The sequence below is a fragment of the Fictibacillus nanhaiensis genome (genome assembly GCF_019801215.1).
Taxonomy (GTDB): Bacteria; Bacillota; Bacilli; order Bacillales; family Fictibacillaceae; genus Fictibacillus; species Fictibacillus nanhaiensis_C.
This window is the reverse complement of the sequence record NZ_JAHVJO010000002.1, coordinates 705,045-724,020: the sequence shown is the minus strand read 5'-3', so window position 1 is coordinate 724,020 and position 18,976 is coordinate 705,045. Positions and strand designations below refer to the sequence as shown.

The 18,976-nt window shown below is 41.8% G+C and carries 19 protein-coding genes; 10 read left to right on the top strand and 9 right to left on the bottom strand.

The annotated features are described in order from the left end of the window. Positions 1-134 precede the first annotated feature (134 nt). The 3 genes from hemQ to KUV80_RS12165 all read right to left on the bottom strand — a co-directional run bounded on the left by hemQ (position 135) and on the right by KUV80_RS12165 (position 2,172). Entirely contained in the window at positions 135-878 is a 744-nt protein-coding gene (gene hemQ, locus KUV80_RS12175) for a hydrogen peroxide-dependent heme synthase (protein ID WP_222462970.1), read from the bottom strand. Positions 879-954: 76 nt separating this feature from the next. After that, positions 955-1,731 (bottom strand): sporulation protein, encoded by a 777-nt coding sequence (locus tag KUV80_RS12170; RefSeq protein ID WP_222462969.1) that lies wholly within the window; start codon positions 1,729-1,731, stop codon positions 955-957. A gap of 114 nt (positions 1,732-1,845) precedes the next feature. Continuing rightward, positions 1,846-2,172, bottom strand: coding sequence for a four-helix bundle copper-binding protein (locus KUV80_RS12165; RefSeq protein ID WP_222462968.1), 327 nt, complete (start codon positions 2,170-2,172; stop codon positions 1,846-1,848). A 223-nt stretch (positions 2,173-2,395) separates the two neighbouring features. On the opposite strand from KUV80_RS12165, the gene pta reads away from it, so the two are divergent. Continuing rightward, positions 2,396-3,367, top strand: a complete 972-nt coding sequence (gene pta, locus KUV80_RS12160; protein ID WP_222462967.1) for a phosphate acetyltransferase — start codon at positions 2,396-2,398, stop codon at positions 3,365-3,367. A 218-nt stretch (positions 3,368-3,585) separates the two neighbouring features. Here the strand turns inward: pta and KUV80_RS12155 are convergent, their stop codons facing one another. Beyond that, complete coding sequence (locus KUV80_RS12155; protein ID WP_222462966.1) at positions 3,586-4,419, bottom strand: lipoate--protein ligase family protein; 834 nt, start codon at positions 4,417-4,419, stop codon at positions 3,586-3,588. Then, positions 4,419-5,219, bottom strand: a complete 801-nt coding sequence (locus KUV80_RS12150; protein WP_222462965.1) for a class I SAM-dependent methyltransferase — start codon at positions 5,217-5,219, stop codon at positions 4,419-4,421. Before KUV80_RS12150 ends, KUV80_RS12155 begins: the two co-directional genes overlap by 1 nt. A 318-nt stretch (positions 5,220-5,537) precedes the next feature. Here KUV80_RS12150 and KUV80_RS12145 point away from each other — a divergent pair, with 318 nt between their 5' ends. Continuing rightward, entirely contained in the window at positions 5,538-6,821 is a 1,284-nt protein-coding gene (locus tag KUV80_RS12145; RefSeq protein ID WP_222462964.1) for an HD domain-containing protein, read from the top strand. Between the two features lie 31 nt (positions 6,822-6,852). Further along, positions 6,853-7,356 carry a YwgA family protein gene (locus KUV80_RS12140; protein ID WP_222462963.1) on the top strand — a complete coding sequence of 168 codons (504 nt, stop codon included), beginning with the start codon at positions 6,853-6,855 and terminating at the stop codon, positions 7,354-7,356. 51 nt (positions 7,357-7,407) lie between these two features. On the opposite strand, the gene KUV80_RS12135 is transcribed toward KUV80_RS12140, so the two are convergent. Next, positions 7,408-7,617 carry a hypothetical protein gene (locus tag KUV80_RS12135; RefSeq protein WP_222462962.1) on the bottom strand — a complete coding sequence of 70 codons (210 nt, stop codon included), beginning with the start codon at positions 7,615-7,617 and terminating at the stop codon, positions 7,408-7,410. A 110-nt stretch (positions 7,618-7,727) separates the two neighbouring features. Between KUV80_RS12135 and KUV80_RS12130 the strand changes: the two genes are divergently transcribed. Next, the gene (locus tag KUV80_RS12130; RefSeq protein WP_222462961.1) at positions 7,728-8,168 is read left to right on the top strand and encodes an immunoglobulin-like domain-containing protein; all 441 of its coding nucleotides are present in this window, start codon (positions 7,728-7,730) and stop codon (positions 8,166-8,168) included. Between the two features lie 233 nt (positions 8,169-8,401). On the opposite strand, the gene KUV80_RS12125 is transcribed toward KUV80_RS12130, so the two are convergent. Then, positions 8,402-9,715, bottom strand: coding sequence for an NCS2 family permease (locus KUV80_RS12125; protein WP_222462960.1), 1,314 nt, complete (start codon positions 9,713-9,715; stop codon positions 8,402-8,404). Positions 9,716-9,877: 162 nt separating this feature from the next. Here KUV80_RS12125 and KUV80_RS12120 point away from each other — a divergent pair, with 162 nt between their 5' ends. Next, positions 9,878-10,420, top strand: a complete 543-nt coding sequence (locus tag KUV80_RS12120) for a YwhD family protein (protein WP_222462959.1) — start codon at positions 9,878-9,880, stop codon at positions 10,418-10,420. 398 nt (positions 10,421-10,818) lie between these two features. On the opposite strand, the gene KUV80_RS12115 is transcribed toward KUV80_RS12120, so the two are convergent. Next, positions 10,819-12,882, bottom strand: coding sequence for a transglycosylase domain-containing protein (locus KUV80_RS12115; RefSeq protein ID WP_222462958.1), 2,064 nt, complete (start codon positions 12,880-12,882; stop codon positions 10,819-10,821). A 117-nt stretch (positions 12,883-12,999) separates the two neighbouring features. Between KUV80_RS12115 and KUV80_RS12110 the strand changes: the two genes are divergently transcribed. From KUV80_RS12110 to KUV80_RS12095, 4 genes are all read left to right on the top strand, one after another. Beyond that, a complete protein-coding gene (locus KUV80_RS12110) occupies positions 13,000-14,286 on the top strand; it encodes an amidohydrolase (RefSeq protein WP_222462957.1) in 1,287 nt (428 codons plus the stop codon). A 157-nt stretch (positions 14,287-14,443) separates the two neighbouring features. Then, entirely contained in the window at positions 14,444-14,872 is a 429-nt protein-coding gene (locus KUV80_RS12105; RefSeq protein WP_222462956.1) for a MarR family winged helix-turn-helix transcriptional regulator, read from the top strand. A 44-nt stretch (positions 14,873-14,916) separates the two neighbouring features. Beyond that, positions 14,917-15,552 carry a nitroreductase family protein gene (locus KUV80_RS12100; RefSeq protein ID WP_222462955.1) on the top strand — a complete coding sequence of 212 codons (636 nt, stop codon included), beginning with the start codon at positions 14,917-14,919 and terminating at the stop codon, positions 15,550-15,552. A gap of 30 nt (positions 15,553-15,582) precedes the next feature. Further along, positions 15,583-15,879 (top strand): putative quinol monooxygenase, encoded by a 297-nt coding sequence (locus KUV80_RS12095; protein ID WP_222462954.1) that lies wholly within the window; start codon positions 15,583-15,585, stop codon positions 15,877-15,879. Between the two features lie 62 nt (positions 15,880-15,941). Here the strand turns inward: KUV80_RS12095 and KUV80_RS12090 are convergent, their stop codons facing one another. Further along, positions 15,942-17,378 carry an alanine/glycine:cation symporter family protein gene (locus tag KUV80_RS12090; protein ID WP_222462953.1) on the bottom strand — a complete coding sequence of 479 codons (1,437 nt, stop codon included), beginning with the start codon at positions 17,376-17,378 and terminating at the stop codon, positions 15,942-15,944. 700 nt (positions 17,379-18,078) lie between these two features. Here KUV80_RS12090 and speE point away from each other — a divergent pair. After that, on the top strand, positions 18,079-18,906 hold the full coding sequence (gene speE, locus KUV80_RS12085) for a polyamine aminopropyltransferase (RefSeq protein ID WP_222462952.1): 828 nt from the start codon (positions 18,079-18,081) through the stop codon (positions 18,904-18,906). The last annotated feature ends 70 nt before the right edge of the window (positions 18,907-18,976 follow it).

Sequence of the window (18,976 nt, the reverse complement as noted above, 5' to 3'; positions counted from 1 at the left end):
TATGGTAAGTCTTGATGTACAAGCAGGGAAATCAGAACATTCGATATATGTGTATGAGCTCTTTAGAGAAACTAGACCAAACCTATACAAAAAAACCTCTGCCCATTAATAGGCAAAGGTCATTGTACTATCGATTATATTTGTAAAAATGCAGGCACGGCTTCTTTTTTAAGGATGTTTCCAACATAGAAAGAACCGAATTCCCCGTAGCGCGCGCTTACTTCATCAAAGCGCATTTCGTATACAAGTTTTTTAAACTGCAGCATGTCGTTTGAGAAAAGGGTAACGCCCCATTCCCAATCGTCGAATCCTACTGAACCCGTGATGATCTGCTTCACTTTACCTGCATATCCGCGGCCGATCATACCGTGTGAGTACATCATCTTCTTACGCTCTTCCATCGGCAGCATGTACCAATTATCGTCCCCATCACGGCGTTTATCCATAGGATAGAAACATACATGCTTCCATTTTGGAAGTTCAGGGAACAAACGAGCTTTAATCATCGGATCCATCTCGCCGCTTTCGTTTTGAGGGTTGTACGTACTTAGCTCAACAACAGAAACGTAAGAGTAAGCTTTTATCGTATATTGAGCAAAAGCGGTTTTATTAAATGCGTTCTCAATTTCGTTCAATTCTTCCATAGTTGGACGTAAGAGCATCATCATAAAGTCAGCTTTTTGCCCCATAATGCTGTAAAGAGCGTGGCTTCCTGTTTGATTCGCTTCTACATTTTCCCATTTTTCAAGAAAGGTTAAAAACTCATTTATCGCGTATTCTCTTTGGTCACTCGTAAGTGTTTTCCAAGCGGCCCAGTCCATCGTACGGAAATCATGAAGGCAATACCAGCCTTCTAATGTAATAGCTGCTTCACTCATCGTATCATTCACTCCTTGCTAATATATAAACGTCCCTACAAATATAACACACAAGAGGACGATTCCAAAAAGGAGACTAGCTAAAACGATGAAGTGTTTGTTCCAGTTTACTTCGAACATAAGAAGGATTCTTGAGCTCATCGCGTGTAAGAGTCAGTCTCACTTTCGTTTCATCAAGATCCATCGCTTCTTCAAGCATGCCAAACAATCCTTTACCACGTTTATCAATCTCCAGTAACAGTTCGATGCTGTCCGATTGCGGAACAAGAATCACCTCAAGTTCATCCAGTTTTCCGGCATAAGCGCCTGATGCTGGTACATATTCAAATTCTTGAAGAAACGGAAGTCTGCGGCGCATATAACGCGGAGCAGATCCACAATATGCTTTACGGAGTCTAAAGCCGAGCTTTTCAATTGCATCAAAAATGGCCGATGCATCTGTATCAGGATGCACACGGATCTGATCGTTGTCTGTCGGGTCGATAGCCATTTGGATATCAAGTCCTGTTTTGATCCAAACCGGAGTGTGGCCAAGTGTATAAGGTGTGTCGTACGGAAGCTGAAGGGAGAATGGAATCTCTTCTAAGCTCTCTGCTTTCACTACTAAATTTGTGCCAACCGTCGTTTTTTCGATAGCTGCGGTGTCTCTAACTTTTTTATCATCTACTTCACGGTAAAATTCTGTCATTACATAAAGCGTGATGTGATCGATGTTCTGATCCACTTTTCCGCCTTCAATCTTGATCGTCCCTGTAATCGTCTCGCCCGGAGAATACGTGTCTTTATCTAAGAGGGTATCTACTTTTGCAGATCCAATGCCTACACTTGCCAACATACGATTAACGAATGACATAATTAATTCCTCCTCCAAATTTTTCTCTCATTTGTACGATGAAAAAATGAAAAAGATTCATTTTAGGCAAAATAAAAAGCTTTCTTCCTTATTGGAAGAAAGCCGGTTTGTTCATTAGGAAACCATCTTTCTGCAGACTTCAGCACACCGGTAACAGGCCTTTGCGCAATCTTGGCAATGCTGCATATCGTGTTTTTCACATTCTTTTCCGCAAGCTTCACAAACTTTTGCACAAAGCTCACAGATTTCGTTAACAAACGGGCTGTTTCTCGCCATCATTTCTGCGGCAAGGCTACATATATCCGCACATTCCCGGTCCAAACGGATACAACCTGCCATCATTTTGACGTCTTCTTCCTTTAAACATGCATCATAGCAATGGTTGCACGCCTGCATACAGCGCAAGCATTCATCAATACATTCTTGATACGCTTCATGCATACTTAATGATCGCCTCCTCAAAATGTATTTCAATAAAAGATTTCCCGAAGAACTTGTTTTTAAACAAAGCGAGAGGATTTTCGTTTAAAAATTCAAAATAAAAGAACTTCTTCTATCAAGCGCTTACAACTGTATGGATAGGTTTAAAAGGTATAGGAAAAGGAGTACTCTAGTAGGGAATGCATTTTGGCTACGTGTAAACGGACATTTGGGAGGCTATATAATGAGTGATCTTTTTATAGATTTAAAGAATAAAGTACAAGCAGCAAACCCGGTAATCGTGTTTCCTGAAGGTACAGATGAAAGAATTCTGGAAGCAGCGAGCCGCCTAGCAGCGGAAAAAGTATTAAAGCCCGTTCTGATTGGAGACAAAGAGGAAGTATCGGGAAAAGCAGAAGCTTCAGGAATTTCCCTCCATGGAGTAGAGGTTATCAACCCTTCTGATTACGGTGAGTTCGATGCTCTCGTTGAAGCTTTGGTAGAACGACGTAAAGGAAAGACAACAGAAGAACAGGCACGCAAAATATTACTAGATGAAAATTATTTTGGTACGATGCTTGTTTATACAGGTAAAGCACACGGGCTTGTTAGTGGTGCTGCACATTCAACAGCGGATACCGTTCGTCCGGCTCTGCAGATTATCAAAACAAAAGAAGGCATTAAGAAAACGTCTGGTGCGTTTATCATGGTTCGTGGCGATGAGAAGTATGTGTTCGCAGATTGTGCGATCAACATCTCACCATCAAGTCAGGATCTTGCAGAATCTGCAATGGTCAGTGCGGAAACAGCACGCGTTTTTGGCATCGATCCAAAAGTAGCGCTGCTGTCATTCTCAACAAAAGGATCTGCCGTATCGCCCGAAACAGAGAAAGTCGTTGAGGCATTGGAAGTGCTTAAAGGAATGAACCCTGATTTTACGTATGATGGAGAACTTCAGTTCGATGCCGCATTCGTGCCGTCTGTAGCAACGAAAAAAGCGCCTGATTCACCATTAAAAGGGGAAGCAAATGTGTTTATTTTCCCGAGTCTTGAAACGGGGAACATTGGTTACAAGATGGTTCAGCGCTTAGGCGGATTTGAAGCGATCGGACCAATCTTACAAGGGTTGAACATGCCTGTGAATGACTTGTCACGCGGCTGTAACGCAGAAGACGTGTATAAATTAGCTCTTATTACAGCGATGCAAGCCTTGTAAAATAAACCGGATTAAGAAAAGGGCCACATGTTGGCCCTTTTTTCTATATATAAGATGCGAAATTTGTCGATATTTGACAACTCGTGGATAAATGCTGAAAATTTTTGGATTGGAGTGTGAAACTTTTGGATTCAGTAGTAAAACTTTTGAATTCAATACCAAAACTTTTGGATTCAGAAGCCATTTCTGGTTTCCACCCGCTAAAAAGACACAGCCACCTATAGTGACAGTGCCTTTTCATTTCGGTCCCACATTCGTTGGATGTTTCCTGGGAGCAGCTCACTTTCTTCAGCAGAAAGCTGACCGCTGTAAAACAGTTCACTATTTTTGTGCAGCGCGTTTAAAAGTGCTGCGTGGATATCAGCAACCGAAAGGGAAACACCGAGCAGCTCCGCGAGGCTTGCCATCACTTCCGGCTGAATTTCAGGATATTGGAACTTAGTCGTTGCACCCTGCAATCCGCGCTTATAAAATTCTCCAATCACCGAAGCGCGTTCTGAACCACTTCCGTTAACACACAGATAGATCTGCACCGCAACACCGCCGCGCATGCGACGCTGGGAGATCCCGGCAAATTTTTTTCCGCCGATGCTTAAATCATAGCTTCCCGGACAATATGAGCCGATGATCTCATATGCTTCAAAAGACACGCCATAAGGCTTTAGCAAGTGTTCCACAAGTTCCTTCATCGTGTCATATCCTTGATTGATATCGATCGTACCTTCTTTTTCGAGAAGGATGAGTGATAGATTGAGAACACCTTCGTCCAGCACGACGGCAAGTCCGCCTGAATTTCGAACGATGACGCGGTAACCTTGGTCTTCAAGGAATTGGATTCCATCTTTTAAATATGGAAGACGCGTATCTTGAATGCCGAGTACGATCGTTTGGTGGTGAACCCACGTGCGTGCTGTCGCAGGTGAATTTCCGCTGCCTATAGACGTGCATAGCGTATCGTCTATTGCGAAGGATTGCCGTGCATCAAAAGAAGGGCCAAGTGTTGACTGATCGATCAACCGCCAAACGGGTTGATCTAAAAGATGATCATTCATTATAATTTCTCCGCCACGATAATAAAGGATTTGGGGATGCCTCGGTCCAGTTCATCTGGATGCGGTTCTTCTACGAGCTGTTTGATCCATAAGCCTTGGCTGCCGATCGCCGTAACGATTTCACCAAGTGTCCATTGACGGATTTGCACCTGAAAAGGAGCACGTTCTTCTGACGTCGCGTATTGCAGTTCTGGCAAAAACTTAGAATAAGCCACATCTGTCGTAACGAGTTCTTCGCTAAAATAATCACCGGTCACTTTATGCTTTCTAGTACCCTGACTTTTGCCTTGAGACTCAATAAGCTTCGTTGAAACAGGATGAAAGTCTTGCAGGATGAGTGTGCCGCCTTTTTTTAGAAGACGTGACACAACTTTAAAATAAAGGTGTAAATCTGAGAAATAGTGCAGGATACCGTTTTCCATAAAAGCCATATCATAATCGACGGTCAATTCTGCTTCAGGCAGATTCAATATATCCTCGACTACATAGCGAACATCCACGTCTGCAGCTTGAGCAAGTTCCCGAGCGTAAGCGGCATTTGATTCTGAAATATCAATAACGGTAGCGTCGGCTCCAAGGAGAGACAGTGCGACGGCTTTACTTCCGTGTGATCCTAGCAGATTAACAACCTTTTTACCTGCTACATCCCCGATATAGGTATGGAGCGGCTGTAAACGTCTTTTTGGATCTTTTAAAATGCGTGCTACTGCTTTTTCAGGCGTGCCAAAACGGTTGACCCAAGCCTGATAAGAACTGTTGCTCCACGCCTGTCCATTTTTTATTCTTCGTTCTTGATCCATCAACATGTTCCTCCTGCATATTCTATATATAAATCTATCATTTCCGGATTAAGCTTCATCTAGTATAACTCAAATGAAGAGGCGAAGAAAATGTGGATTTTTTTACAGTTCTGTCCGATATAAAAAGAGGAAACTAGAAAAAAATAGAGGTTGTTTTGGTCGTTAAAAAAAAGATACAATGGGTATACTCTCTTTAGGGTGAATAACAAATAATGAGCAGAAAATACCTTTTTCAACATGAGAAATGAGGAAGGGATTTTTCTTTTTTACGAGAACTCTTACCTATAAATGCTGAATGAAAGAGCAGGGAAAAATGCAATGGCTAAACCATTAGGAAAGTTGCACGAAGAGAAAGTGTTTAAAGACCCGGTTCATCGTTATATTCACGTTCGTGATGAACTCATATGGCGGCTGATCGGCACACGCGAGTTTCAAAGACTGCGAAGAATCAGGCAGCTTGGTACCACTTATTTAACGTTTCATGGAGCAGAACATAGTCGATTTAGCCATTCTCTCGGTGTTTACGAGATTACAAGGCGAATCATTGATATTTTTCAAGAAAAAAAAACGTGGGACCCGGAAGAACGCCTTCTCGTTCTATCAGCCGCACTCCTTCATGATGTAGGGCATGGACCGTTTTCTCATTCTTTTGAAAAAGTGTTTGGAGTAGATCATGAAGATTTCAGCCGAGAGATTATTTTAGGAGATACAGAAGTTCATAAAATCCTTTTACAGATGGGAGACGATTTTCCGAAGCAAGTGGCAGAAGTGATCGCGAAAACCCATAGAGATAAACTAATCGTCAGCTTAATATCCAGTCAGATCGATGCCGACAGAATGGATTATCTTTTAAGAGATGCTTATTTTACCGGTGTAAGTTACGGGAATTTTGATATTGAGCGGATCTTGCGAGTCATGCGGCCAACTGAGGATGGCGTCGTCATCAAATCCAGCGGTATGCATGCGGTGGAAGATTATATTATGAGCCGTTATCAAATGTACTGGCAAGTGTATTTTCATCCGGTGACACGCAGTGCAGAGGTCATTTTAAGCAAAATATTGCATCGTGCTAAAGAACTGTATGAAACAGGGTATACCTTTAAAGGAGAGCTGAAGCATTTTAAAACGCTCTTTGAGGGAAATGTATCGCTAGCAGATTATATTTCGTTAGATGAAGGTGTGATCCATTATTATTTTCAGGCGTGGTTGGATGAGGAAGACGCTATTTTAAGTGATTTATGCCACCGGTTTATTGATAGAAAGCTTTTTAAGTATACGGAGATGGTTTCATTTACAGAAGGCCACCTCTTATCTGAGTATTTCCTTCAAGCCGGCATCCATCCAAAATATTATTTGGTTGTCGATTCGTCGTCTGATCTTCCTTATGATTTTTACAGACCAGGCGAAAAGGAAGAACGGTTACCGATCAATCTTTTAAAACCAAATGGAGAAATACGGGAGCTTTCAAGAGAATCTGACGTGGTGGAAGCCATCTCTGGCAAACGGCGCACAGATCACAAGCTGTATTATCCACTGGATCTAATTGAAGCCATTCAAGATGAAACGTTAAAAAAACAGATAAAAGAGATTTTACATAAATAGAGCGAGAAAAAGGATGTTAGGGGGAAGTACTGTGTTTGAGGATCATTTAAAAGTTGTTACACTGATTCAGGCAGCCGGAGAAGTGATTGGCCGCAAAAAGCTTCAGAAAATGGTATATATTGCGAAGAAGCTGAACTTTCCATTTCAAGAAAAATACCAGTTCCATTTTTATGGACCTTACTCTGAGGAATTGACGCTTAAGATTGAAGAGCTCTGTAACATGGGCTATATTCATGAGGTGAAAGAGAAGGTTAGCGGATATTCGCAATACCGATACGCTGTGAACGAAGAGGGGCAAAAGCTTCTTTCCACATACGGAGCGGAAATCGAGAAGCTAGGAACATGCGTGAAATCTATGAATGAGCAATCGTCTCGCTTTTTAGAGCTTGTTTCAACGATTATGTATTTTGAAAAGCTGGATAGAGATGAGATTAAAGAAAAGGTTCAAACGGTAAAAGCGAAGCAAAAGTATACAGAGGAAGAAATGACCGAAGCCTTTGCCTATATTTCTGCATTAAAAAACTCAATCCAATAAAAATAAACCTGTTTAAGGGCCTAGCGTATCAGCCTAAGAACAGGTTTTTGTTTACCATTTAAATTGCAGCGGGTTTCCGTTATTATACAAACCAAACACATACATACATCCTATAAACAAAAAAAATGGAATAATGATTCCTAGCAATGTCGTAATAAATCCTAAGGCAATGCTTTTTTCATAGAGACGAGTTGCATAATACCCGATGCCTAGTCCTAAAAAGAGAAACGAAATAATAAATAGCGGTAGCCATAGTTTCATGATTGCACCCCTTTGTATCAGCATATCCACCCCTATAGAAGTGTAAACGAACTCTTTATATGAAACTTTTTACTAGGAGCTGCGACTAATAGAGAAAGGAGGGCATTGTGATGAAATACATGAAGCTGTTTGTGATGGCAAGTCTGCTCGTTCTCCTTGCCGCTTGTGGCAGCAAACCCGTGCCAGAAGAGGACATAAAGAACGGGGCACCCCAAGTAGAGAATGATATACCAGCCGAGGAAGCCGGAGTAAAAGCAGAAGTGAAGCTAGAAGAGGCAAGTGATGAAGCTCAATTTATTTTGCGGAATGGTTCTGAACAAGAGGTTGGTACAGGAACGGCATATTCACTGGAAAAATGGAACGATGGCAAGTGGGAAAAAGTCAATTCGGATCAAATGTTTACCGAACAAATGATTCTCGTTAAAGCGGGAGAGAACTATGAGCAAAAGATCGATTTAAAAGATCAAGACGCTGGAACATACCGCGTCACAAAATCCTTTTTTGAAAATGAGAAAAAGTATGTGGTAGCGTCTGTTTTAGATAAGAAATAAAAAAAGGCCGGAAGCAGCCCAATTTGATAAGGGCTGACCGGTCTTTTCTTTATGGTTTAGACAAGAAATTCTTGAGCGGCTTAATGCAAGTCTTCTGATTCGAAACCAAAGCAAAAAAAACTTTTTCCCTTCCCCGGGTGCTCTACCACTCAGTTCGCTAATTTTGTTCATAAAAAAGCTATCCTAAAGAGAAAGATCCCCCTAGGATAGCTTTGTATGATGCCTATTCATTTTTAGTGAGGCAAAAAGGCGAGCTGATAAAAGAACAGTACAGCGAATAAATAGACTAAGAATGGAACTTCACGATACTTGCCTTTTACGATCTTCAAAATCGGGTAAGAAATGAATCCAAGAGCAATTCCTGTAGCGATACTTGAAGTTAACGGCATCGTTAAGATAATTAAGAAAGCCGGAAACGCTTCGTCAAGCTCATTCCAGTTGATCTTGCTAAGTGAAGCAAGCATTAAGCTGCCAACAATGATTAATGTTGGAGCGGTGATTGCTGCGAGACCTGAAATCGCACTTACGAGAGGTGCAAAGAATGCAGCAGCGATAAACAATACAGCAACTACAACAGATGTTAAACCCGAACGTCCGCCAGCTGCAACACCTGAAGAGGACTCGATATATGCACTCGTTGGACTCGTTCCGAAAGCTGCACCGACTGTTGTGGCAACAGAATCGGCTAGAAGTGCCTGACGAGCGCGAGGCATTTTGTTGCCTTTCATTAGACCTGCTTGTTCAGCAACACCGACCATTGTTCCGGTTGTATCAAAGATCGTGACGAGCAAGAACGAAAACACGACTGCATATAATCCGTATTGGAACACGTCTCCAAAAGCTGTAATTGGGTCGCCGAAAATGAATAGTTCCTTTGGTAAGTTAGGCGCTGCAACAAAGCCATCGAATTTTAACTGATTAGTGAAGTAAGCAATAGCACCTGTAATGATCATTCCGAAGAACAGAGCACCATTTATGTTAAGAGCCATTAGGACGAGTGTAATCGCAAGTCCGCCAAGTGCAAGCAATACTGTTGGCGAATGCAAGTTGCCGAGACTGACTAAGTTTTCAGGGTGTGCAACGATAATGCCTGTTAAACGCATTCCGATAAAAGCGATGAAAAGTCCGATGCCTGCTGTAATTCCGTGCTTTAAGTTTGCTGGAATCGACTCAATTAATTTTTCACGAAACGGTGTTAACGATAAGATTACAAAAAGTAGACCGGCAACAAAAACTGCGCCGAACGCGATGCGATAATCAATATTAGTATTGTTACCTACGACTGAGAATGCAAAATACGCGTTTAACCCCATCCCTGGAGCAATGGCGATCGGGTAGTTCGCGAAAAGGGCCATCCAAAGAGTTCCGACAACTGTGGCAATAATCGTCGCCATAAAGACTGTGTCAAAAGGAACACCTGCTGAATGAAGAATAATCGGATTCACTACGACGATATAGACCATCGTTAAAAAGGTGGTAATTCCTGCTAAAATTTCAGTTTTTACTGTTGTACCAAGTTCTTTTAGTTTAAAAAAGGAAGAAAGCATAAGTTGAAACCTCCAAAATACGAACAATTTATAAGTACATGATATATATTATTCGTTTTTAGGGATTTATTCAACCTATTTTCATAAGTTTCTTGCATAAGCGTTTTATCGAATTTGTGATACAATACGTGGTAATAATGAATGTTTAGAGGAGCTGGAAGCATGAAAGATTTTTTCAATTCCAATAATGAAGGAAAAGATAACGACAAAAAGAAAAAAGGAATGGGATTCACAATCATTAGCGGTGACTCTACCGACGGTCATGGGGGATATGGTGTCGGAAGCTTGACTCTAGATCATGTTACACCGGTAATCGTGGATGTAGAGGATGCGATCGCGTATATCGATATGGGTGCGATGCATGCACGAAGTGAAGTTGAAAAACGCATCAAGTTCACGCCAAACCGGGAAGATACTCCAAACCCGCGTCTGTATTGGCTTGTTTGGGTAACGATCAACCGCTCGCAGCAAGGTCCTTATTACTTCGGGTTAACCGCTTGTGAAATGCAGGTTGATAAAGATGCCCGCAGAGGGTATAAAAGCTTGCCAGAGCACGTGAACCGTATGGATAAATCCATGAAAGGCCGCGTAATGGTTTCAGAGATGGACGAAAACGCTCGTCGAGTGCTTGGTAACTTTTTAAAAGAGCATGATGAAGGAATGTTTAATCGCTCAAGTGATGAAATTCAATCATTAGTGGAATAAAAATGGCAAAGTTATGAACCTTTTTTGAACATTTTTCAAAAAACTTGTGACAAGAAAGCACTTCCATTAAACTATAGGTAGCATTGTACACACAATGTTTCTAGGACAATAAAGTGCCCGGGGCTTATTTTAAGCTTCCGGGCATTTTATTTTGTACAGTTTGTGTGGGGAGTGTAGGACGTACGGGTTGTGCAGGTGGTATCAAAAAATGTCGAAATATGTAAACTCGTGGATAAACGACAAAAACTTTTGGATTCAGGGCCAAAACTCGTGGATTCAGGGCCAAAACTTTTGGATTCACCACCCGTGCTCGATGATTGCTACCCTATCACGTGCATTCATCACCATCTGCCCATAAAAAAGCCCCGCCAGCCACAGGCTGACAGGGCTCCAAAACACTACCAAGAAAAAATCCGCCGGAAAAAGCCTTTTTCCTTCTCTTTTTTCTCCAGTTTTTCTTTTATTTCCTCAGAAACACCATGCTCATCACAAAATTCAACAGGTTCTGTTCCTTTTTCATAATAAGAGATGCGCGTTACCGGGCAGCTGTCTGTAGCGAGCTTTCCGTTTTTCGGATTGATCGTTACTGCCGTCACGCCTTCTGGCTGTTGAAACGAGAGGATCTTTTCATCTTTTAGTACGTCTTTCATAAAATAGGCCCAGATACGCTTTGAGTAACCCGTATCGTTAACGTCATGCAGCTCTTCGTTTTTATCGTACCCGACCCATACGCCTGTTACGAGTTGAGGGGCATAGCCAATCATCCAGCTGTCTGTAGGAGTGGAACCGGATTTTCCCGCCACAGGCACCGTTAAATATTGATTGATGCTTGCGCCGGTTACGCTCGTGTAGGCGTTTAATTTTTCATCAAATGTTCCCGATAAAAGATCTGTCATGACAAACGCTTTGTTTTCGTCGATAACTTGCTCACTTTTGTATTCATGCTTATAGAGCACATCGCCTTTAGAGTTGGTGATCTTCGAGATAAAAACGGGCTCTACTTTTTTGCCGCCGTTTGCAAAAACGCCGTATGCGTTCGTGAGCTCTAATACGCCAACACTTTTTGAACCGAGTGCAAGGGAAGGGATGCCTGCAAGTTCACTTTTTATCCCGAATTTCTTTGCTGTTTTTACGAGCTTATCTGGACCAAGGTATAGGTTTGTTTTTACCGCATAAATGTTGTCTGATAGAGCTAACGCCTGGGCCATCGTTATAAAATCGTTCGCGTACCGGTTCTTAAAGTTCTTCGGTTTGTAATCTGAGACTCCATCACCCATAACGAACGTCGTAGGTTCTGACTTGATCGGGGTGGATGCTGTATAACCATGCTCTAAAGCGGTGTAATAAAGGAAAGGCTTAAAGGTTGAACCTGGAGCTCTTTTTGCTTGCAGTGCCCGGTTGAATGAGCTTTCTTCAAAATCCCTGCCTCCTATGAGTGCTTTCACATCACCGCTTCGTGGATCCATTGCCACGAGTGCTGTCTGAATGCTGCTGTTGTCGATGATTCGGTTTTCGATCGTATGCTCTGCCATCTCTTGCATTTTTGGGTCAAGGGTCGTGTAGATGCGCAGACCGCCGAATTGAATGGAGTTCGCATGAATGTTCAGCTCCTTTTTTAACGTGCGCATCACAGCATCCTGAAAATAGGGAGCGATTGTTGCAGCCTCTTCGTCTTCTTCTTGTACATAGGTTAATTTTTTGGAAAGTGCTTCCTTTGCCTGTTCTTTCTTAATGGCTCCATCTTCAACCATGCTTGCAAGGATGATGTCTTGTCTTTTTTTCGCATTATCTTCATGAAGAATAGGAGAATAGAAGCTCGGTCCTTTTGGGATGCCGGCAAGCAAACTGGACTCGCTGAGCGACAGGTCTTCTGCATTTTTTCCAAAATAAAAACGGGAAGCAGACTGAATACCGTATGAACCGTGACCGTAATAGATCGTGTTCAAATAACCTTCTAATATCTCATCCTTTGAATAACTCATCTCTAGCCTTAACGTGTAAAAGGCTTCCTGAAACTTTCTGCGCCATGTTTTTTCATGGGTTAAAAAAAGATTTCGGGCATACTGCTGTGTGATCGTACTCGCGCCCTGTACTTTAGCGCCCGCTTTTATATCTGCTAAAAGTGCACCTGCGATTCTTTTAAAATCAAATCCATTATGGTTATAAAAACTTTTATCTTCAATGGAAAGAGTGGCAGAAATAACATGCTTGTCGATCTTTTCTAAAGGCACCCAATATCGGTTCTGCCCTCCGTTGTTGATCTCGCCCATTTTCGAACCGTCGGCAGCATACATGATAGTCGTTTGAGGGACGAGCAGAGCAGGGGGACCCATGAGTTTTGCAAGCAATAAAAGTCCAATGAACACTAGAATGCAGCTTCCAGAAGTGATAAGACCCCATTTTTTCATCCAGCGTATTTTTTGCTGTTTCGTCGCTTCTTTATAGACCTGCCAAAATTTCATAATCCGCCCTCCTCTTTTCTTCCCTTTTTCTTATCTAGTATGGTGAAAAAAGAAGTCTCTTAAACGTAAGAAAGAAAATGAAATGCTATAATGGCAGTTAGACAGGAGGTACTCTAAATGCTTATACAAAATATTCGATACATGGCTGTGGATGAAGATGGAAAGTGGAAGGTCCAATCAGGAGACATGCTAATTCAAGATAACGTGATTCGTAATATCGGAAACTTTTCTTTTGACGAGTCTGTTGAAAAGCTGGACGGAAAAGGCATGCTTGCTATGCCTGGATTGATCAACGGACATCAGCACACGCCGATGTCATTATTGCGTTGTTATAGTGATGACGTGCCTCTCATGACGTGGCTGAACGAGAAAATGCTTCCCCTCGAAATGAGAATGAATGATGAGGACCGGTATTGGGGAGCTCTTCTATCGATGGCAGAAATGATAAAAAGCGGAACGACAGCTTATGCGGATATGTACATAGGAATGGACATGGTAGCTGAAGCGGCTTTAACCTCAGGAATCCGAGCGGTAATCGGACGCGGTCTTATTGCAATGGACGACAATGTTGAGGGGCGTTTACGAGAAGCGTCTGACGTGGTGGATCGGTGGCATGGAAAAGGAAACGGCAGGCTTACAACGATGATCGCTCCTCATTCTCCATACATGTGTCCGCCGGAATTCTTGAAAGCTGCGGTAAATCTATCTGAAGCAAAACAAGTTCCACTGCATATACATCTTGCTGAGACAAAAGATGAAGAACGAATGATTCTAGAAAAATATAAAGTAAGACCAATAGAATATTTACATCAAGCAGGAGTGTTCGAGCGGCCTGTACTACTCGCTCATGGTGTGCATTTTAATGAGGAAGATTATAACGTATTGAAGTCGATGCGAGGGGGTATTATTCACAATCCTGTTAGCAACGCGAAGCTGGGTTGTGGAATTAGCGACGTAAAGAAACTAAGTGAAAGAGGCATTAAGGTGGGTCTTGGGACAGACGGACCGGCAAGTGCCAGTTCACTTGATCTGTTTTTTGAAATGAAGGCGGCGAGCTGGTTCCAAAAGCTAAAATACGAAGATGCGAGCGTATTGAGTGCACATGACGTGTTAACGATGGCTACACAAAACGGAGCAGATATATTAGGGATCGGGGAAGAAACGGGCTCGTTGACCATCGGAAAGAAAGCTGATGTTATTCTGATGGATATGAACAAGCTTCATTTGACACCTGGGCATGAAACGGCGAATCTGCTCGTGTATGCCGCGACTGGCCAAGATGTGGATACGGTCATTATCGATGGTAAAGTTGTGATGCGTGGACGAGAGCTGAAAACGATAGACGAAGAAAAAGTGATGGCAAACGCTAAAGAACGGACTAAACAGCTGTTAGAGCGATTGTGATTGATAAAAAAGCATTCCTACATGGAGTGCTTTTTTTCAAATGTTAATATAGAGGGAGTTTAATTGTTTGACTTGTTGCTTTTCGTATTTTATATTAGTTGACGCGTCAATTATTGACCTATCAACTAACGGTCTTGGAAAAAGGAGGCGGCTAAAGTTGACCAACTCAATCAGGGAAGATGAAAAGATTATCTACCGTCTGTACGAGATTCACCGAAAAACGGCACCGAAGTTTGAAAGCTGTACCGGCATTAGCCAATCGCGCTTGGAACTTTTGCATGAGCTCTATGAGGTTGACGAAATCAGCCAAAGAGATCTACAAAAGAAAGTGAACATCGATCATGCTGCTGTAACTAGACATTTAAAACAGCTTGAAGATAAAGGGATGGTCATTCGCAGGAAAGATACCCATGATCAGCGTTTTACGTTCGTTCGCCTATCAGATGAAGGGCGTTTGAGAATGGTTCAATATAAGGAAGAAAAACAAAAATTTATCTCAAACGTTTTGAATGATTTTAGTGAAAACGAACGGCATCTCTTGTTGGACATGCTTACTCGTATACAAGACAATTTAGCCAAAATCTAATAAGTCTCTTAACAACCAAGACAAGACATAAAGGAGAATGTACCATGCAACAGACAAAAATAAATGATTTTCACGAAATAATCTCAGGACGACGTTCTATTCGTAAATATGACCCTTCAGTAAAAATCTCTCGAGATGAGATGGCAGAAATGATTGAGGAAGCTTCTCTTGCACCTTCTTCTGTTAACTTACAGCCGTGGAGGTTTGTGGTGATCGATACACCTGAAGGAAAAGATACGTTAGCACCACTCGCAAAGTTTAACCAAGTCCAAGTGGAAACATCTGCAGCGGTCATAGCCGTGTTCGCGGACATGAATAGTTTAGACTTTTTAGACGAGATTTATGATAAAGCAGTTGTTGAAGGTCTAATGCCTGCTGACGTAAGAAATCAGCAAGTACCTGCAATACGCGGTTTATTAGAAACGATGTCTAAAGAACAGTTCAAGGATATGAACCTGATTGATGCTGGCCTGGTTTCCATGCAGCTTATGCTAGTAGCACGTGCACATGGGTATGACACGAATCCAATTGGTGGTTATGAAAAAGATAAGATTGCAGAAGCGTTTGATCTGGATAAGGATCGCTACTTTCCAGTGATGCTGCTTTCAATTGGTAAAGCGGCAGATAAGGGATATCAGTCGGTACGTTTATCCGTGGATACAACAACGGTTTGGAAGTAGATTACGAACAAAAAAAGGATGGTAAATCATATGATAATTATTCATGCTGGATTTGAAGTGAAAAAAGAAGTGGAAGAGGAGTTTTTAGAAGAGATCTACAAATTAACGGATGCTTCTAGAGAAGAGAGCGGCAATCTTTCGTATGATTTGATGAAAGATACAGAAAAAACAAATGCTTATTTGATGGTGGAAGTATGGAAGGATGAAGAAGCTGTTCAACACCATAATACCAGTGAACACTTTACTTCTTTTATTAAAAAAGCAAATCAATACCTTTCTGCTCCACCGCATATAACGATGTTTGAAGGAAAGCAGATAGAGAGATAGAAGGTCACAGACAAAAATAAATGGGCAAAGGAGATAAAAATCTCTTTTGCCCATTTGTTCGTTTAAGATACTCTTTGCTTTTTCTCTTTTTCAGAAGGACTCATTTCCCAGCCTTCTAAGTCGCCAAGACCCGGAATGCTATCTGCATAAAAGACAGGATCTTTTCCTTCTTTTCGTTGGTCTTGATAGTGTTTAAGCACTTTAAACGCAATTTTTCCTAATAAGAAGATGGCTATTAAGTTGATCGTCGCCATCAATGCCATGGAAAGGTCAGCTAGGTCCCAAACGATCTGAAGGCTTGCTAACGCGCCGAACATGACCATTCCAAGAACACCTAGGCGGTAGATAAATACATTACGTGCACTCTTTTTAATAAATTCAATATTCGTTTCTCCATAATAGTAGCTTCCGATAATCGAGCTAAAGGCAAACAGGAAAATAGAGATAGCAACAAAAATTCCTGCCCAGCCGCCTACATGTGAAGCAAGTGATGCTTGAAGTAATTCAATTCCAGTAAGATCTTGCTTACCGTAAGCATCTCCTAAAAGGATAATAAATCCTGTTGCACTACATACTAGCAACGTATCTACAAATACACCAAGTGTTTGAATTAACCCTTGTTTTGCAGGGTGACTTACAACGGCTGTAGCAGCAGCATTCGGTGCGCTACCCATCCCTGCTTCGTTTGAGAATAGTCCGCGTTTTACACCATTCATAATCGCAGCACCTATTCCGCCACCAATTGCCTGTTCTAAACCAAACGCACTTTTAACGATTAGTGCAAACACTGCAGGTACTTGTGAAATGTTCGTTACCATTACATACAAACCTAGAAGAATATAGAATACAGCCATAATCGGCACGATGATTTCAGAAACTTTTGCGATTCGTTTTACACCGCCAAAGATAACTAGAGCTGTAAGTCCGACCAGAATAAGGCCAATTATAGTACGGTTTGTTCCAAACGCTGCTTCAAATGCAAGGGATATTGTATTCGATTGAACGGCATTGAAAATCAACCCGAATGCAAGTGCGATAAAGAATGCAAATAGAATTCCAAGCCAGCGGGCATTCAACGCTTTTTGCATATAATAAGCGGGTCCGCCTTTAAATCCTTCATTATCTTTTACTTTATAAACTTGTGCAAGCGTACTCTCAATAAAGCTTGTTGCTCCACCAAACAAGGCAACGATCCACATCCAAAAAATCGCTCCGGGACCACCAATCGCAATCGCGATGGCAACACCCGCTAAGTTACCTGTTCCAATCCGTGTCGCAGCTCCAATACAAAACGATTGGAAAGAAGAGATGCCTTTTTTGCCGTCTGTAGTAACCATTGCTTTGTCTGTTAAGAGACGAAGCATTTCTTTAATCATACGAAGCTGAACAAAATTGGTCTTAACAGAAAAATAGACACCTAGGCCGAGCAAGCCTCCGATAATTACATACGTCCATAATAAGTTGTTCATAAATCCTATAATGCCATTTACAATTTCCATAAAGATTCTCCTTTTAATTATTCTGACAATTCTTAAAAATCAGTATACCACATAATTCGACAAAGTCTGCAAAAAGTTTAGTGTTGAAAGTTTGGTAATTAATACAAATAAGGAAAAACCCTTGCTAACAATAAGAAAATGGAATAAAAAAACGCCCGTGCAAAAAAACACGGACGAATGGTGCGCCAGAAGGTACACACGAGCCGGTAAAGCGAGGCCGGCTTTCTTAAAAAAGAGAACCGGGTGCCTTTACACGTGTGACAGAGGCCTATTTATTTTTAGACGTAAGGACAGTAACGATAAGCGAGCTAAAAGCGACCGCGAACATCAACGCCTCAAAGATCGTCAGAGGCATCACCCCCCTTAACTGTAAGCTGCGGATACCCGCAAGATGTCCAGCTTCAGTTTAAAAAAGGGAATGCGCCGGCCGTCTGTCCTTCTGACGCTATCTTCATTATACCATCTTATGGAAGGAATAAAGTCTGCCAAAAGAAACAGGGTGAATGACCTATTTTTATAGGAAGAAGAATAGGGAATCTATTATAAGGGTACCGATAATAGCAGTTCCTTCAGGCATAAGCACAATTCTTACAAAAATTGAATTGGAATCTAAGAGTGAGAATGCTATAATCATTTTGTTTGTAAAGAATGAAACTTTAGATGCCTGGCATTTCAAATATAGAGTAGGAGTGAGACCAATATGAGTATTTGGTTTACAGAAAAACAAACAGAGAACTTTGGAATTACGATGAAAATTAACAAAACGTACGTATCTGAGCAAACAGAATTTCAAAAGCTGGATATGGTAGAAACGGAAGAGTTCGGAAACATGCTGATCCTTGATGGCATGGTTATGACAACACAAAAAGATGAGTTCGTTTACCATGAGATGGTGGCACACGTACCTCTTTTCACGCATCCAAATCCTAAGCACGTATTAGTAGTAGGTGGGGGAGACGGCGGAGTAATCCGTGAAGTGTTGAAGCACCCATCTGTTGAGAAGGCTGTTCTTGTGGAGATCGATGGAAAAGTAATTGAGTACTCTAAAAAGTACTTGCCTGAAATCGCTGGGGAATTAGAGAACCCGCGTGTTGAAGTGAAAGTGGACGACGGCTTCATGCACATTGCAACAAGCGAAAATGAATATGACGTAATCATGGTCGATTCAACTGAGCCGGTTGGACCTGCGGCTAAGCTTTTTGAAAAAGGGTTCTATGAAGGAATCTCTAAAGCTCTAAAAGAAGATGGAATCTTTGTTGCTCAAACGGACAACCCTTGGTTCACGCCTGAATTGATCTCTCAAGTATTTAGCGATGTTAGCGAGATCTTCCCAATCACGCGTCTTTACACAGCAAACATTCCAACTTACCCAAGCGGGCTTTGGACGTTCACGATCGGATCTAAGAAACACGATCCGTTAGAAGTACCTGCTGAACGTTTTCATGATATCGAAACGAAATATTGGACGCCAGAGCTTCACACAGCTGCGTTCGCGTTGCCGAAGTTTGTGAGTGACCTTTTGAAATAAGACTGTTTTTGCATGATGCTTTTGGAAGTAGTTGATTTCCGTTTCAGGGTGCTCGCTTTCCGCGGTGCGT